General features: G+C 42.4%; 16 protein-coding genes. 9 read left to right on the top strand and 7 right to left on the bottom strand.

All coding sequences use genetic code 11. The features are described from left to right. Window positions 1-281 precede the first annotated feature (281 nt). The 3 genes from FFM84_RS13665 to FFM84_RS13655 all read right to left on the bottom strand — a co-directional run bounded on the left by FFM84_RS13665 (window position 282) and on the right by FFM84_RS13655 (window position 2,950). Window positions 282-1,502 (bottom strand): ABC transporter permease, encoded by a 1,221-nt coding sequence (locus FFM84_RS13665; protein ID WP_130845836.1) that lies wholly within the window; start codon window positions 1,500-1,502, stop codon window positions 282-284. After that, complete coding sequence (locus tag FFM84_RS13660) at window positions 1,495-2,394, bottom strand: ABC transporter ATP-binding protein (protein ID WP_130845835.1); 900 nt, start codon at window positions 2,392-2,394, stop codon at window positions 1,495-1,497. The genes FFM84_RS13665 and FFM84_RS13660 overlap by 8 nt, the downstream gene beginning before the upstream one ends. A 64-nt stretch (window positions 2,395-2,458) precedes the next feature. Continuing rightward, on the bottom strand, window positions 2,459-2,950 hold the full coding sequence (locus FFM84_RS13655; protein ID WP_130845834.1) for a methylated-DNA--[protein]-cysteine S-methyltransferase: 492 nt from the start codon (window positions 2,948-2,950) through the stop codon (window positions 2,459-2,461). 147 nt (window positions 2,951-3,097) lie between these two features. Between FFM84_RS13655 and FFM84_RS13650 the strand changes: the two genes are divergently transcribed. The 3 genes from FFM84_RS13650 (at window position 3,098) to FFM84_RS16185 (ending at window position 5,201) form a co-directional block, all read left to right on the top strand. Next, complete coding sequence (locus FFM84_RS13650; protein WP_130845972.1) at window positions 3,098-3,643, top strand: Ada metal-binding domain-containing protein; 546 nt, start codon at window positions 3,098-3,100, stop codon at window positions 3,641-3,643. A gap of 88 nt (window positions 3,644-3,731) precedes the next feature. After that, a complete protein-coding gene (locus FFM84_RS13645; RefSeq protein ID WP_130845833.1) occupies window positions 3,732-5,024 on the top strand; it encodes a hypothetical protein in 1,293 nt (430 codons plus the stop codon). Window positions 5,025-5,042: 18 nt separating this feature from the next. Continuing rightward, entirely contained in the window at window positions 5,043-5,201 is a 159-nt protein-coding gene (locus tag FFM84_RS16185) for a hypothetical protein (protein WP_165444399.1), read from the top strand. Window positions 5,202-5,264: 63 nt separating this feature from the next. On the opposite strand, the gene apf is transcribed toward FFM84_RS16185, so the two are convergent. Then, on the bottom strand, window positions 5,265-5,900 hold the full coding sequence (gene apf / locus FFM84_RS13640; protein WP_130845832.1) for an aggregation-promoting factor: 636 nt from the start codon (window positions 5,898-5,900) through the stop codon (window positions 5,265-5,267). A 391-nt stretch (window positions 5,901-6,291) separates the two neighbouring features. Here apf and FFM84_RS13635 point away from each other — a divergent pair, with 391 nt between their 5' ends. The 3 genes from FFM84_RS13635 to FFM84_RS13625 all read left to right on the top strand — a co-directional run bounded on the left by FFM84_RS13635 (window position 6,292) and on the right by FFM84_RS13625 (window position 10,157). Beyond that, a complete protein-coding gene (locus FFM84_RS13635) occupies window positions 6,292-7,821 on the top strand; it encodes a glycosyltransferase (protein WP_130845831.1) in 1,530 nt (509 codons plus the stop codon). 4 nt (window positions 7,822-7,825) lie between these two features. Continuing rightward, entirely contained in the window at window positions 7,826-9,331 is a 1,506-nt protein-coding gene (asp1, locus tag FFM84_RS13630) for an accessory Sec system glycosyltransferase Asp1 (protein ID WP_130845830.1), read from the top strand. 268 nt (window positions 9,332-9,599) lie between these two features. Then, entirely contained in the window at window positions 9,600-10,157 is a 558-nt protein-coding gene (locus tag FFM84_RS13625; protein ID WP_130845829.1) for an aggregation-promoting factor C-terminal-like domain-containing protein, read from the top strand. A gap of 128 nt (window positions 10,158-10,285) precedes the next feature. On the opposite strand, the gene FFM84_RS13620 is transcribed toward FFM84_RS13625, so the two are convergent. Continuing rightward, window positions 10,286-11,110: a LysR family transcriptional regulator gene (locus FFM84_RS13620; protein ID WP_130845828.1), complete on the bottom strand. Its 825-nt coding sequence runs from the start codon at window positions 11,108-11,110 to the stop codon at window positions 10,286-10,288. 114 nt (window positions 11,111-11,224) lie between these two features. Here FFM84_RS13620 and FFM84_RS13615 point away from each other — a divergent pair, with 114 nt between their 5' ends. Beyond that, window positions 11,225-12,241: a YeiH family protein gene (locus FFM84_RS13615; RefSeq protein WP_165444397.1), complete on the top strand. Its 1,017-nt coding sequence runs from the start codon at window positions 11,225-11,227 to the stop codon at window positions 12,239-12,241. Window positions 12,242-12,617: 376 nt separating this feature from the next. After that, window positions 12,618-13,964 carry a hypothetical protein gene (locus FFM84_RS13610; RefSeq protein WP_130845827.1) on the top strand — a complete coding sequence of 449 codons (1,347 nt, stop codon included), beginning with the start codon at window positions 12,618-12,620 and terminating at the stop codon, window positions 13,962-13,964. Between the two features lie 277 nt (window positions 13,965-14,241). Here FFM84_RS13610 and FFM84_RS13605 read toward each other — a convergent pair whose 3' ends face one another. Together FFM84_RS13605 and FFM84_RS13600 are read right to left on the bottom strand one after the other, a co-directional pair. Continuing rightward, window positions 14,242-14,751, bottom strand: a complete 510-nt coding sequence (locus FFM84_RS13605; protein ID WP_130845826.1) for a DUF4811 domain-containing protein — start codon at window positions 14,749-14,751, stop codon at window positions 14,242-14,244. Then, complete coding sequence (locus FFM84_RS13600; RefSeq protein ID WP_130845825.1) at window positions 14,748-16,229, bottom strand: MDR family MFS transporter; 1,482 nt, start codon at window positions 16,227-16,229, stop codon at window positions 14,748-14,750. Before FFM84_RS13600 ends, FFM84_RS13605 begins: the two co-directional genes overlap by 4 nt. Before the next feature lie 155 nt (window positions 16,230-16,384). Here FFM84_RS13600 and FFM84_RS13595 point away from each other — a divergent pair, with 155 nt between their 5' ends. After that, a complete protein-coding gene (locus tag FFM84_RS13595) occupies window positions 16,385-17,044 on the top strand; it encodes an HAD family hydrolase (RefSeq protein WP_130845824.1) in 660 nt (219 codons plus the stop codon). Window positions 17,045-17,132 lie beyond the last annotated feature (88 nt).

The following is a 17,132-nucleotide window of genomic DNA, read 5'->3' as shown; positions in this document are numbered from 1 at the left end:
TCGTAAACCCGGGAAAAACACCCGGATTAACGATGTTTTCACGGCCGATGCCATCACTGGTTGACTCCGGTTAGTTTGTGAACACAATTTGATTTAGTAATCGTTATCATAGCCGAGAGTGAGTCCGCCCACAGCGTTCCGGCTCAATGTGGGCGAACGGCAGGTGGTGAATCAACGATTATTGCTAAAAAATAATTTTCAATCTTTAGAAATAATAAAAATTCCCTGTGATATAGCTAGTTGTTAGCTAGGTATATCACAGGAAATTTTTTGTTAGATGGTTATTTCAAACTGAGTCCACGTTTCAAGTTGCCCCAGAAACCGAGTTCGTCGGTTTGTAGCATGAGGCCACCGTAGATTTTGCCGATATACCACATACTGCCAATGACTGTTGCTAACAAGATCGCTAGCGAAATCAAAGCAGCGGAGGTGGTCGCGGTATTGTTGATTAACCGAAACGGCATCAAGTAAGACGAGAAAAATGGAATATATGAGAAGACTTTGACAATGCCACTTGTCGGACTACCTTGAAAGGCCATTGCCATGACAAAGGTGAGGAGGTTCATGTAGATAACTGGCTGTGACGCTTTGCCAGCATCTTCCACCCGGGTCACTAAGGCGCCACAAAAAGCTGAAACGACTGTGTACAATAAAACCGCGGCTAGGGCAAAAATCAAGTTGATCGACAACAAATTGTGCAACACTTTGCCGATGACGCTAGCATTTTGTTGCCATAGTTGTTGGGTCGCACGGCTATGTTGCGCCAGTTGCACGACTAAGGCACCACCTAAGAGGTAAACGAGAAGTTGGGTGACAATCATCAATAAGACGCCGTAGACCTTGCCGTTAAAGTATTTCCGCGGTGTTGTACTGGAGAAGATAACTTCCATAATTTTGGTGCCTTTTTCGGCTGCGATTTCTTGAGCTGTGATTGATGAATATGTTGTTAAAATCAAATAGACGAAGAATACCAAAATATAGAACGAAATCCGTTTAGCCGCTTTGTTTGAAGCGGTCTTTTGTTGCAATTGCTGTTTGAATTGCGGTTGCCGCGCTAGGGCCTTGGTTTGCGATGTAGTTAACTTGGCATCGTGCACATTCATTTGGGTTTGCACGGTACTCAAGAAGCGTTGAATCTTGGCTTGATCGCCACTACTAATTTCATTGGGACCGTGAAAAACAGCCTGTACTTGTTGATGATTCACGACTTTTAGAACGAGATAACCATTGATATCACTTTTAGTCGTGGCTTGCTGAGCTGCCTTGACGCTTTTATATTTGGTCGTCGTTGCCACATCGCTGTTGTCCAAGAAACTTTGCCGAAGACTATGATCGGTACTAATGACCGCAATATCACTCTTGTCTTGGCTTGGTGTGGCGACGTAAGAAATCCCGAAGGTTAAACCAATGAACAGAAACGGCATTAAAATGAGCATTAAAAAGCTCCAAGACTTCGTTTGCCGTAAGTACGTTTCACTGGTCACAATCCAGGTTTTATTCATGAGTGACACCCTCCACTTCTGTTCGGAAAATTTCATCTAAGGTTGGAGGCTGTTGACTGAATTCTTGAATGTAGTGGCCTTGTGTAACAGCATCGAAAATCGCTGGTCCCGCTTCAGCGTCGGTTAGTTGTAACCGATAATGGTTGGGACCAATCGCTGTCACGTCTTTAACACCAGCCAAAGCAGCCAATTGTTCAGCTGACCAATCAGTGGTTAAAAATAACCGCGTCCGGCCGAACTGATTACGAACGTCATCAACCGTGCCGTGCAACACCACTTGACCATTACGTAACATCACCAGGGTGTCACAAATTTCTTCAACGTTAGTCATGTCGTGACTTGAAAAAATAATGGCAGCACCACGGTTTTTGGCCGCGACAATGGCTTGCTTTAATAAATCAGCGTTGACAGGATCAAGGCCACTAAAAGGCTCGTCCAAAATAATTAGTTGTGGTTCGTGGATCAGTGTACAGATGAGCTGCACTTTTTGTTGGTTCCCTTTAGATAACTTATTAATTTTATCTGTTGGTTGACCTTTAACTGCGAACCGGGTCATCCAGTCGGCAATTTTTGGTTTGATTACTTTTGCCGATTGATTTTTTAGTCGTGCTAAGTAAACGATTTGTTGTGTAATGGTTAACTTTGGCATTAAGCTACGTTCTTCAGGTAAATAACCGATTTGATTGTAGTCATCAGCACCTAATGGTTGGCCGTTCCACGTGATTTGACCGTCAAAGGTTAAAAAATTCAAGATACTGTGAAAGGTCGTTGATTTACCAGCACCATTTTGGCCGATTAAGCCCATAATTTCCCCGTCGTGCACATCGAATGAGACGTCTTGCAATGCTTGGACTGTCCCAAAAGTTTTGGTAATGTGTGCTACCGTAAGCATGATGTCGCCCCCTAATGAAATAATAGAATAGGTTAATCATGGCAGAGTTATCTAGGGATTGCAATTATTTTTGGGACGTTTGTTCGAGACTTAATAAAGCTTGCTTCATGGCAAGCCCGCCACGATACCCACCTAAACCGCCATCTTTACGGATAATGCGATGGCAAGGAACGATAATTAGCAGTGGATTGCGGCCAATAGCAGTGGCTACCGCACGAACCGCAGTGGGACGATTTAATTGGTTGGCAATATCGGCGTATGTGCGCGTTTGTCCATAAGGAATGGTTGTGAGCACATGCCAGACCGTTTGTTGAAACGGGGTGCCGTAAGTTTGATCGAGCGGCAGTGAGAAGGTTGTTGATCGGCCAGCCAAGTAGTCAGTTAAAGCCGCTTTGGCAGTCTGGTTAGCCGTTGGATCAATAATGGCCGTTTTAAACCAGCGTTGCCATTCGTCAGCTGGGGCGTCTTGACCACCGATAAACGCTAACCCTTGTGGCGTTGAACCGAGCCAGTAAGTGTGATATTGAAACGTCATCTTGGTTAAAGTGAGTTGCATGAATGTGAGCCTCCGTTAATAAAGTACGGCCAGTATAGCAGATTTTGTTAGGAAAAAGTTTCAAAATCTGGCTTTTTAATTCTTTAACTGCGCGTTTGTGACTGTAATTTGGTATGCTAGAGCTACTTAAAGAGGTGAAAGCGAATGATGACGACTGAGCAATGGCGCGCTATTCAAACAAACGATGCCACCGCAGATGGTCAATTTTTTTATGGGGTCACCAGTACCGGGATTTTTTGTCGCCCAAGTTGTCATTCGCGTGTGCCACGGCACGAGCACGTGCAGCTTTTTCCAACGGCTACAGCAGCGATGGCAGCTGGTTTTCGTCCATGCAAACGATGCCGGCCCGCTGGTTTAGCGGTAACATCGGCTAGTTGGGTGGCGACAATCGATGACTTGATTAAGACCCATTACGCTGAACCATTGCCATTAGCCAAGTTAGCGCAACTCGCCCATGGGGCCCCTAGTTATTTACAACATGTGTATCGTGCTGAAACTGGACAAACGCCATTAACCACGTTGAAGCAAGTGCGGTTGCAACAAGCGCAACTGTTATTATTGACCACGACACTTTCAAGTAAAGTGATTGCCCAAAAATGTGGGTTTCAAAGCAGTGCCTATTTTAGCACGTGTTTTAAACAACAATTCGGCCAAACACCACGTCAATATCGGTTAACATTACAATCGAACTAATGTTCCCTAAAATTATGATGAAGTCGGTTTTGTAAGTCAAAGGCATGTTATGATCAAACCCTAACCGAGTGTTAAGGGGGAACGCAAAATGGACAAGGTGTTATTGGGGAAACATTTTCAAATTTTTGAAACATTTGTGGTTAGCATGATGGTGATGCAAGATACAGATTTGTTTGCCTTGAAGCGAGGCTTAACAGAAAGTATTTATGAACAAAATGATGGCGAGTTAAAACCGTTGAGACAGGCTATCGCATTAAAGAAAACAACGTTGCAAGATCCCGTAGTGATGGATGAAGAAACTCAGTTTATTTATGATCATCTAATGCAAGGTGATAGTGGTGAGTGGCTAGATACCAATAATGATTATGTCCGATTGCTTTTATTGCGTATTAAGCAGGCGCGCCAACAGGCCAATGAGGAACTACAAAAGCAATTCACTTTATTAGTGATTAATGCTTGCAGTATTTTTGAGATCTTTATTGGGGATCTATTACGGTTTGAATTAAGTCATGTTTATCAAAAGCAAGCCTACGTCGCTAAACGGACTTTAACCTTTGAACAATTATTAGCGGCTGGGAGTATTGATAATATGCACGCTGAATTGGTTGAAAGTTTAATTCGTGATCGTCAATATGCTTCAGTAACGGCTTGGTTAGAGACTTATTTAGAAATATGTACGCAGACAAAAGTGCGGCATTTTAAGCAAATTCCGGTATTACAGTCTTATCAGGAAAAGATTGCACAGATTTTTGAATTACGGAATATTTATGTGCATAATAATGGGGTTGCAACTAAAAAAATGGTCCGGTTGGATTCAGAGGCCATGGTTGGGGAAGCTGTGATCATTAGTGAAGACAAAGTGCTATGGGTGATTGATACGATTTTTAATCTGGGGATTGATTTGTACTTACTGAATGTCAAAAAAGATAAGCAGTGTCAAGCGGCAATTTATCGGGATAAACTTAATCGTTTATTGATAAATTATCTACGTGTACAGCCACAGTCCGTTAGACAGATATATGACTATCTAGTGATCTGCGCAATTAAGGCCGGAGATTATGATGAATGTTTGATTGATATGTTTAATATTTGGCTTTCATATTATTTTGCAAATGTAATTTTTGAAATTGAAGATTATCAAGAAATGATTGATGTTATAGATCGGAATTTTCCGACTGATGATGCTAAATTTTGTTTGTGGCAGGCTTTAATTAGTCAAAGTGAGTCTCAAATAGTTGTGGGTGCCATTAACTTTTTGTCGGCATTTCGTAGTGATGCTGAAAGGCTAAATAATATTAATCTGCCAGTATTTGATATAATAAAGACGAATCCAGTTTTTAGTAACTATATAAGAAAATTGAAATATGGTGTTAATGAATAATAATGGAGGTCACTGATAATGCTACGAAGTGATGATTATACGTTAAGAATGAGCTCACGGCTTTACATGGGGCCTGATTGGTATGAAAAAGAAATGGCTGAACTCAGAGCATTGGAAGCACAAGTTGACGCCGAACGAAAAGCAAAGGCGGCTATACAGACTGATGAGCTAGTTTAACAACGAAACGCGCCGCATCCTAATTAAAGGATGCGGCGCGTTTCGTTGTTAGTCGGCTAAATCTTAATACCAACCATTAGCAAGCCAGTGTGCCTTAGCTGCGGCCCATGAGCCGTAACGTGAGGAAACATAGCTGTTTGCTACTTTTTCTTGGTTAGCGGCAGAGTAGTCGCCATTTAAGTATGATTTACTTAATTGATATTTACCATAGTAGTTACCATTTGAAGCGGTATATGAGCCACCAGATTCCTTGCTAGCGATCCAAGCTTTTGCTGATGAATCAGAGCTAGACGTTGAACTCGTGGTACTAGTGCTTGATGAACTAGTTCCAGTTGAGCTCGTTGTGGCACTCGTGTTACTTGCAGTGCTACTTTGACTAGTTGTATTGTTATTAGTAGTAGTTGCGCTAGTGTTAGCACTGTTCGTCGTGTTAGCGGTCGTTGAATAGTTAGTGGTAGACGTTGAACTGGTTGTGCTCGTCCCATTAACTTCCAATTGGTCGCCTACGTAGATTAAGTTAACGTTGCTTAAGTTATTGGCTTTTTCAATTGCAGAAACAGTTGTGTTGTACGTGGTGGCGATTGAAGCCACCGTGTCACCAGATTTAACGGTCACTGTATCAGCGTTAGCGGCAGTTGTACCGATTGCGAACAAACCAGCTGCGGCAACGGTCGATAATAGTAAACTTTTAATCTTCATATAAATTAATTCACTCCTGTATTTTGTCTTGGATAACTTCCATTTACGATAAATTGCTTGGCGCATCATTTGGGTGCGTCAACCAAACAACAAAACCTAGTATAACGGGTGAATGTTTCAGGACAATCAACAGGATATTACGTTTTAAGTGACAATTTGTAATAAAAGGCGATTATTGTAACGTACTGTAACATATGAATGAACTTATTAAACTTATTTGCGCAGTTAATTTTGATGATTTAACTAGCGCTATAATATAGAAGAAAAACACTAATATCATAAAAATAATTGCTAGGAAAGCATTAAACTCATGGGTTAATCACGTAGTTAAAGAATGAAGTTTGCTATAATGCAAAGTATTCAGATGGAATTTTGAAAAGGGGCGGCTAGCATGTACTACTTTGTCAATACAAGCATCAACCCGAAAAAATCAGGCATTGAACATGCCGAAATGAAACGGCTGGCATTGTTTAATCAACATCAAGTACCGGCTAAAATTGTCACACGCTTTTTTGCGTTGGCTTTGCATCGAACCTTGAAAACGGCGGGCATTGCAGAAGAAAACCAGATTAATTTATTTGATTTCATTCAACAGTCAACGGATTTTCACCCGGTTAAGCTCACGATTGCCGACTTGCATTTGCCAGCGAGTTTAACGGTGCAAGCGGAAGGCGATCATTATTTAGTGCATCAACAAGATCATTTATTGATGCGCGTCAATACGTTTGCACCAGACCATCAGCAGCTTAATAATGTGCAATTATTTGATCAAGCTGGTCATCTTGTCAAAACGGATTGGTATGATACGCGTGGTTTTAAAGGCCTTGAACAGTTCTACACGGCTGACGGTCAAGTGGCGAGTGAACAGGTTTTTAATCCGCAAGGCGACGTGGTTTATCAAACCTTCCATATGCCGGATCGACAAAATGTGACGCAAAACTCACTGTATCGTTTCATCAATTATCATGGCCAAGATTGGTCGTTTACTGGTGAACAGGCCATGACGCGGTTCTTCTTAGATGAACTCAATCGGCAAACGCCACAGTCGGTCTTTATTGTCGATCGGACCTATGAGTTGGCGTATTCGACATTGCGTATGCGGACGAAAGCGTTCAAAGTGATGTACTTACATAGTAATCACGTCAATGATCCGGCCCATCCACAAACGGCGACGCTGAATTATAATTATGCTTATGCCTTAAATAACTTGTCCGCTTGGCAAGGGGTAGCGGCGGCCACACCACAGCAAACGGCTGACTTTAGTGAGCGTTACGGGAAAAAAGTCCCCGTTTATACGATTCCGGTCGGTGTGGTGCCTGATGACACCTTGCAGGCACCGGCTGTACCATGGTCAGAACGAACGCCCGGTAAACTTATTTTTGTTGCGCGTTTATCAGAAGAAAAACAACAGGATCAAGCTATTCGGGCCTTTCAACAAGTTCATCAAAAACTGCCCTATACGACGCTTGAGTTCTGGGGTTATGCCAATGGAGATACAGGTAAAAAGTTACGGCAACTAGTCCAAGACTTACATTTAACGGCGGCAGTCACTTTCAACGATTACACGCAAGATATTGCGACGGTTTACGATCATGCCCAACTGGCTTTGTTAACGTCACGAGCAGAAGGGTTTGCCTTGGCTTTATTGGAAGGTCAATCACATGGCGTGCCTCAAATTGCGTATGACGTCAAATATGGCCCGCAAGCGATTATTCAACCGGGACGCGATGGTGAGTTAGTGCCGGTAAACGATGTCAAGGCGTTGGCCGAAGCGATGATAGCTTTATTGAGTGATGACGAAAAGGGACAAACGTACAGTGCTAATGCTTATGCCGATGCTAATCGATATTCTAGTGAGGCGGTTTGGCAACAATGGCAACCGTTAATGGCCGCAGCCAAGCAATTCTATCAGGAGGATTAGGCGCATGTTTTATTTTGTGAATCAATATTTAATGGCGTTAAATTCGGGTGTTGAACATGCTGAGTTTAAACGACTTCAATTATTCGCTGACCAACAGACCCCCGCTAAATTAGTCATTCGGCATTTTGATGGGCTCTTACACCAAAATATGCGGCGGTTTAAGTTAGCCGATGACCAAGTTGTGAATTTGTTTGATTTCTTCCGCGGTTCAGAGACGATTCCGAGTCGTGTGATGAAGATAGAAGATCTCAATTGGCCGGCTGATTATACGATTAAACCAAATCCTAATGTGAGTGAAGTTCATGATGGTGATCGATTAGTGGCTAAAGTTCATTTTGTCCCGAGTACAGTTGGTCATGTGTACTTTGTCGAAATCTTTGATACGTTTGGTAATTTGGTGCAACGAACGGATTATGACGAACGCGGCTTTAAAGCTCGTGATGAATTCTTTTCACCAGCCCAAGAACCCATCAGTGATGTATTCTATCATCTTGACGGTCGCCGCTTAGCCGAACAATACTATACGCATAATGATGCGGGCGCTAATGTGGTGTCATTGTGCAAATTGATTAATTATCAAGGGCAAGATTATTATTTCAATAATGAAGATGAGTGGTTCCGTTTCTTCTTAGATGAGTTGAATCTCGCTAATGGTAATCGCAATACGTTTATCGCGGATCGGCCACTAGCCACGCAATGGCCGGTGATTAATATGCAGACACCAGCTAAAAAATACTTGTGGTTGCCAACGACACATGCGATTGATCCGGCTGATCAAGTTTATTCGAATTTGAATAATGCTTACGTTTATGGGATTCATGAGCATTTAGAACAGTTGGACGGACTGATTACGAGCACTGATCAACAACGCCAAGACTTAACACAATGGCTGGGTGGTCGACCAGCTCGACCGATCTACCATATTTCTGCGGCAGTAGTGCCAACGAGTCAGGCACAACGACCACAAATTCGGTTGCGTGAACGGCAAGCCCATCAGATTATTTATACCGGTCGGCTTGATCAAGAACGGCAAGTTGATCAGCTGATCACTGCGTTTCAACAAGTCCGCCACCATATTGCCGATGCGACTTTGAGGATTTATGGATATGGTGGGGCGTTAAATGATTTAAAAGCACAGGTTAAGCAATTGCAATTAACCGATGTGGTTACCTTTGCGGGTTATCAGCCGGACTTGGCGGCTGTTTATGATCAAGCTGGGGCTTATGTCTATACCGGGGTGAGTGATGCGCAACCACTATCGCTGGTTGAAGCGTTAAGTCACGGGGTGCCGGTGATTGCTTATGATATTAATTACGGGCCACAAGAAGTGATTAAATCAGGGACTAATGGTTATTTGGTTAAAGCCGGTGCAATTGACCAATTGGTGACGGCTTTAGTGAGAACGTTAGAGAATCCCCGGCGGCAACAAAAGCTGATTGATGGGGCTTATCGGAGTAGTACACAATTCAGCGAAGCGACTGTCTGGCAACAATGGCAACAACTGATGTAATTTAAGTTCGACGTTTGGATTAATTTCCAAACGCCTTTTTTATTTTTTTTAGATTAAAGTTTTGTGTTTTGATGACAAAAATTTACACACAGATTACAGCTCGTTTAACATCTCACGTCATCGCCCCATTATTAATATTTTTATATTAGGATATTTATATCAAAAGTCATTCATACAATAGACAATTTACCAAAAAACATAGATATAGGTGATTAAATTGAAGTTAGCTCACAAAATCATGAAACAATTGGCGTTGGGGGCGCTAGGAATGACCATGTTAAGTGCAGTGCCAGTGCTGGCACAAGCTAGTTCTTATTCGGCTAGCCGCAGTAACAGTGTAAAATTAATTTGGCGTAAGTCGATGGGAAAGCATACATACTATACGTTCAGTGGGGCACGGTATTCACATCATTTGGGTTACCGCTGGAACTATATGAAGCGTAATCCAAATACAACGTGGACCACCGATATGCATGAAAAGGTGCAAGTTAAAAGTACCGGGAAGTATCGCATTTATTATCATGTGGTCTCTGGTAATGGCAAACACGGTGGTTGGATCTGGCGGGGCTATTTAAAATCCGGCCATAATCCATATTCGACGGCCAGTGAAAATGCCGCTAAAAAATATATTGCGTTGAAAGAGTCTGGCAATTCTTATACCGCAGTTAATGGCTTATATTATGGCAAGTATCAGCTGACTAAGTCATACCTTGGTGGTGATCTATCAGCCGCTAACCAGGAATATGTGGCGAATATGTACGTCGCCTCACGCTATGGGACGTGGGTGAAGGCGAAGACTTTTTGGCAAGGGCATGGGTACTTTTAGCCAAAATCAGAAAGCTAAACAATAAAAAATTGGCTAATGCCCGCATCAAAGCATTAGCCAAAATATTAAAGTACCAAGATAACTCCCTCAAGAAAACGGTCGGGCCTAAGTGGCGCGACCGTTTTCGATTACGCTAACTTTTGTAAACTTTGAGTGATCTGTGTTTGAATCGGTTGCAAGCTGGGATCAGTGTCTGCTTGGGTTAATAAGTAAAATTGACGATGATAATTGGCACTTAGGCTAGCAGTCGGCACGTCGGGTGCGACCACATGCTTAGAAATAATCGATTGACCAACACCTTGGCTGAGCAAGTCCGCAATAATCTGATTACTGTGAATGACCATTGCTTGGGCTGGCTTAATATTGTGCGCTTTTAAGTAAGCGTCGGTGTAATGACGGACGCCAGAGTTCGGTTCACGGATGAGCCAGAGTGGACTGGCAAAGTCACCAGCATGCACCAAGTCATCTTGCCCAAAAGCTAACCGATGAATACGGTCTGTGACGATCGGTTTTTCAACGAGACCGAAATCAAGTTTGTGTTGGGTCATTTGGGTGAGAATCTTGGTCGAATTGGCTAAGGTAACCTGAAAATTGTAATGATCACTAATCGGTGCCAATTGTTGTAACAATGTTGGTAAGACGACACTGGCTGTCGTATGCGAAGCCGCAATTCGGCACGTGATGCGATTAGTTGCTGGCGTCGTTTGAAGCGACTGTTTGGTTGCGGCCCATTCTTCAAGCAGTTTTTGAGCCTGATGATAGAGTTGAGTGCCACTAGCAGTTGGTAGAATCTCTTGGCGACCATTACGCGTGAAAAGCGTTGTATTGAGTTCACTTTCTAATTGCTTGATTTGGGTGGAGACTGTGGGCTGTGAGATGAAGAGTTGCTCAGCCGCGTGTGAGAAGTTACGTGTTTCGTAAACCGTTTTGAATGTTTGTAAGTGTTTAAACATTTTTTTATTTCCTTCTATTAATATTCTGAATAGTTACTATTCTAAAGATTTATTTCTCAAATGTAAATCAACCCGATATACTAATAACTATCGAAGGCAAGAGGAGTGGAGAAAATGATTCAAACGATGCAACGAAATTTATCCGGACTAATTGCGAGCTTAGTGATTGCCGTTATTAGTCAAGTGGTGGCGATATTTATTCCCACATTAGGAGCGGCGACGATTGCAATTTTAATTGGGATTGTGTTAGGGAATACGATTTTAAAACAACCGGGATTGGCTTACGGGACCAAGTTCGCCGAAAGCAAGCTGTTGGAATATTCGGTTATGTTGTTAGGGGCAACGATGACCTTTCAAACGATTGGCAAAATCGGCGGTGGTGGGATTGTCTTGATTTTGTGTCAGATGACCATCACGATTGTCGGAGCCTTGTGGTTAGGGAAAAAACTTGGTTTTGGGGAATCAAAACGGCTATTAATGGCCGGAGGAAATGCCGTCTGTGGGTCATCGGCCATTGCCTCGATTGCACCGGTGATTGAAGCCGATGAAGATGATAAAGGGATGATCATCACACTGGTTAACTTGATGGGAACGGTCTTGATGTTGACGTTACCTTGGTTAGGCATGGGCTTATTTGGTGGCAACTCAATTTTGAAGGGGGCCCTAATTGGAGGCACCTTGCAATCTGTTGGGCAAGTTGTCGCTGCTGCTAGTATGGTGAACCAAGCCACTGTGCAATATGCCACGATCTTTAAAATAATGCGGATTATGATGTTGGTCGTCGTCGTGTTGATCTTTGGTCGGTTGCATCAACGGCACTTAGCAACCGAAGTCGCTCAAGATGCGCAAATTAGTGGTAACGGTAGCGGTCGCTGGTTACCTTGGTATGTTGCTGGCTTCTTAATTCTATGTGTGATTAATAGTTTGGTGAACTTACCACCAATCGTGGGGACGGTTGCACATGTGATTAGTAGTTGGTTTGAAATTATTGCGTTAGCTGCGATTGGACTACGGTTGAACCTGGCTGGTTTCTTAAAAGCGGGGAAGAAGTTAGTCTTATATGGTTTAGGTGTGGGGACATTACAAGTGGTGAGTGTTTTAATTCTAATTGTTTTATTATTAAACCGTTAGTTAAATTTGACCCATATCAAAACTAGTACAGCTATTTAACTAAAATGCAATCACCTAAATTGTGGGGCATTCAGCTGATAAGTGATGGATTAAAAGCGATATTAAAACGGGGTTAAACCCCTGATGAAAGCGATTCATAAAGAACTTTCAATCATCGCCGGTTTATACATGAAAGATTGAGTACCTGATGTGGTTCGTGGAACGAAATTCAAGCGGGACAAGCGTTTCATTAATTACCGAATCTTAAATTTTTTGGGCGTTAAAGGTTTACACTCCCGGGAATATGCTATATACTGAAAGCACGTTGAGGTTATATCGTCAAACGAAATAGTCTGGCGTTAGTGTCACACATATATTTTATGGAGGGGTTTAGATTATGCAATCTACTTTAGCTAAATCAGTTTTTGTTGGTGTAGCCGCATTGTCATTTGCTTCAGTTGCTCAATTGAACGCAAACGCTGCTACTAAAACAACTACTAAATCAAATGTTACGTTAACTACTGACGCAACAACTCGTAACGTGGTTCCAACTGGCTCAAATGCCATTTATTCTTATCCTAAGACTGTTAAGAAGTCTGCTCGCACAATTGCTTCAAAAGCAACTGTTGCTAAGTTAGCTTCTTCAAAGAGTTCAAAGGATTACTTCCGTGCATACCGTGTCTTGACTACAAGCAAAGGCTCAGTATACTACAAGGTTGTTTCATTTGATGGTTCCGTTCGCGGTTACATCTACGGTGGTAAGAGCACTTCAGCATTTGCTGGTGGTTTAAAAGCAGCTACTACTACTACTGAAAAAGCTTTAACTGTTGATGAAACTACAAACAACTACTACTTCAAGAGTGTTGGTACTGCCAATGTTACTTGGAATGCTCCTAAGAACACTCAATATAAAGCATCTAAGATGGTTGTTAATACTACACCATTCAAGGGCGATATCTTGAAGGTTACTAAGGCTGAAACCAAGACTCGTGAAGGATCATTATACTACTACGTTGAAGATGCTACACATCCAACAATCAACGGCTGGGTATATGCTGGTGCTTTGACTACTACTACTCCATTAGATGCAGCAACTCAAGTTACTGTAAACTATGTTGATGCAAGTGGTAAGACTGTTAAGACTGCTAACGTTAAAGCTGCTGACAAGAACGGCAAGTTTGACGTAAACACGTTATACAGCGAAATCTCATCATCATTAGTTGGCTCAGGCTACGGCTTCGATCAAACTGACAACAACAACAATTTGAACAAAGCTAAGTTTGGCGACACTGTTACTGTTCATGTATATACCACTGCAACTTCTAAGTTAGCATTCTGGGCTAAGAGCTCAACTGCTTCTGATGCTGTAAGTAGCGCTGACGCACCTACTACTACTGGTTATACTCAATTAAGCAAGGACAATGTCACTTTACCATCATTGACTAACACTCAATATGCTGCCTTGACTGGCCGTACTGGTGAAGCTTTGACTACTACTGCTGTTAAGTCAGTTCTTGCAGAAAACAATGGCGCCCTTAAGACTCTTATCGGTAACAAGTTAACTACTGCTAAGAACGATAAAGGTGTTTCTGTTAAGGGTTACTACAAGTATACTTTAGCTAGTGAACCAGCTAAGGATGCTAAGTTTGGTGATACTTACAACTTGCTTTACACGAGTCAATTCGTGCAAGCTGACAAGTTGCCAGGTACTACTGACCAAGGTAACACTAACTACGCTAAATAATTATTATTTAAACTAGTTATTAAAAGTGTCAGACTTCGGTCTGGCGCTTTTTTTATACATATTTTTGACTTGATTCCGTTTTATTTAATAGACTAACTATACCGAGCAAAAATGGTCTAATTCAGTTCAAAGTATGACAAACCAGATCATTAAATATGAAAATAAATTGAATCCATTTTCAATTAACATCAATTTTTCGTCACAAAATAACCGGCGCTAACCCTGAACTCCTTACGATTCAGTGGTTAGCGCCGGTTTAAGTTTTGTTAAAGGCAACTTATTTAGTGTTAGTAATCACTATAGTTCGCCAAGTCTTTGGCATGGTGAACGTATAATGACGTTTAGACAATCGGCCATCCTTTTGCCCAAGTCCGAAGAAGACTTCGGACCAGTGACCTTGATACCGCCAACGAGTAGTGACCGTTTTAACAGTTGCTGGCGTACCAGTTTTCAAGCTAGCCGTTGTTGTTAATGTCGCGGACGTATGTTGGATCTTTTTAGGTTCCACGCTAGTCCGATAAACGACCACCTTTTCAGAACCAGTTCCCAGCTTTTTAACGCCTAAAGCAGTTTGTTGATTTTTTAATGGTAACAACGTTTCCGTCTTAGTGGTGGTGACTTGGTGCATGCCCCAATGATAATTATCATTTAAGACAATCGCAATCAAGCACCCCGCAATCACGATAAAGCTGATCGTATTACCAATACTACGATTGAGACCTTGTGGGACAAAGATCATCAACCAAGAGAAGATAAAGACGAATAAGATCAATAAAATTAAAATCATTTTGTCGCCTCCTTGGACACCTTACCAGAGTGGTGAGATTTCAAGAAGAATGTGAGACCAAAGCCGATCGCACAAAAGATCAACGAAACGATAAACGCCATATGGTAACCAGTTAAGGTTGCGGTCGTGGCGGCATCTTTATAGGCTAATGGAGATTTTGTTAATAAGTGATGCTCAGGCATTTGCCATTTCGCAACACTCGAGTAAACACTGATTAACACGGCGGTCCCCATGGATGCAGCAACTTGACGCAACGTATTGTTAGCGGCAGTTCCGTGGGAGATTAAGGTAAATGGTAATGAATTAATCCCCGTGGTTGTTACCGGCATCGTGACCATCGTTAAGCCAAACATCCGAATCGCATAAACGACAATAATCCACAAGATTGGGGTGGTCGCACTAATCGATAAGAAGAACGCGGTCCCCATAGTTAAGAGTAACATCCCGGTCATTGCTAAGCGGCGTGCGCCGATATGATCGAAGATTCGACCGGTAATCGGGCTCATAATCCCCATCATAATGGCGCCAGGTAATAAGATTAACCCGGAATCCATGGCGGAGTGACCTAAAACCGTTTGAATATACATTGGCAAAATCATTTCAATCCCCATCATCGACATGTAGGCTAGGGCAGTCAAAATTGACGACAACGTGAATGCTGGAATCGCGAAGACGCGTAATTCCAATAATGGCTGATCCATATGCAATTGTCGCCAAACGAAGAGTGCAATAAAGATAATCCCAATGATAAGCGTGGCGATGACGACCGGATCGCCCCAACCAGATTCACCAACAGAGGAGAAACCGTATAACATGCTCCCAAATCCAATGGTGGAAATTAAGACGGACCACCAATCAATTGGCTGTTTAGAAGTTGGTAAAACTTTTCGCAACGTAAAGAATGACACGATAATGACCAATAAATTGATGGGCATGATGAAGAGAAATAGTGCCCGCCAATTATAATTGTCAATAATCCAACCAGATAAGGTTGGCCCAATTGCGGGTGCGAGACCAATGACGATCCCCGCGGTTCCCATCGCGGCACCACGCTTTTCAGGTGGATAGACGGACGACATAATCGTCTGAAAGACTGGCGCGGAAATCCCAACGCCCATCGCTTGAATCATTCGTGCGACCAGTAACATTGGGAAACTAACGGAAAGATAGGAAAGAATGGTCCCAATTCCGAAGATTACCATCGCGGCTAGGTACAGGATCTTTGAGTTGATCCGAGTTAACATCCAGGCACTGATTGGAATCATAATGCCCATAATCAGCATGAACCCAGTCGTTAACCATTGGACGGACGTCGCGGAAATATGGAAATAAGACATCAAAGTTGGAAAGGCCGTGGTTAACAGCGTTTGGGTAATGAACGTACTAAACGTCCCAACGAGTAACGTGAGCACTAACCAAGAACGATGGTAAGGTTTGCCATCGGCATCTAGTGGCAACGCCGAATTGTTAGTTGGCATAATTGCATCGAGTCCTTTCAATATTCAGTTTTAATAATGCATGCAACTTACAAGTATAGCACTTTGTGTACAAGTGGCCTATTATTTGGTTTATCGTGATGAGATAAAATCCTGTGTTAGAATTAAGACATCAATTAATATTTGGGGGCATTAAAATGACAAAGTTTTTAACGTTTGATTGTTATGGGACCTTGATTAACACCGATCCGTTGTATCAATGGTTGGAAAACTTGGCGAATGCCGTTGGACTAGATGGAAAAGAAGTTAGTGCCGCGTATGATGCTTATGAAGATGATCCGACCAGTGTGACACCATATCTGGATTATGCGACGTTAATTCGGCAGAACTTAAAACATTTAGACCAACAATTTGATCAAAAACGCTGGTTTGAACGGCATTATGTCGAATGTCTAAATGTGCATGATCATTTATTACCATTTCCGGAAGTCGTGGCAATCTTACAAGCTTGGCATGATCAAGGTTATCAGTTAGTGATTATGTCGAATTCATCATGGGATTTAATGCCAGCTAATTTAGCGGCACTGCAAGTCCCATTTGATGCGGTGATTACGGCCGAAGATGTTCAAGCTTACAAACCTGACTTAGCGTTCTTTAAAACTGTCGAACAACAATTAGGTTTAACGGCCACGAATCATTGGCACATTGCTCGTGGATATGGCAGTGATGTTGTCCCCGCTGAACAATTAGGTTGGCCGATGATTTGGGTCAATCGTGGTCAAATTCAACCAGTTGGGACCGCTCGGCCAACTCACATGGTCACTGATCTTACGGCGGCTGCTAAGTTTGTTGGGTAGTCTTAAGTTAAAACGTTGGTTGATCGTCCGGGTAGAATCGCCTTTCTAAATTTCCAAATTGACAGTTATTTGGGCATTGAGAAAGGAA

It is taken from the genome of Lactiplantibacillus mudanjiangensis, from assembly GCF_005405385.1.
Classification (GTDB): Bacteria; Bacillota; Bacilli; order Lactobacillales; family Lactobacillaceae; genus Lactiplantibacillus; species Lactiplantibacillus mudanjiangensis.
The sequence above is the reverse complement of the archived record's forward strand: the minus strand, read 5'-3'. Positions and strand labels throughout refer to the sequence as shown.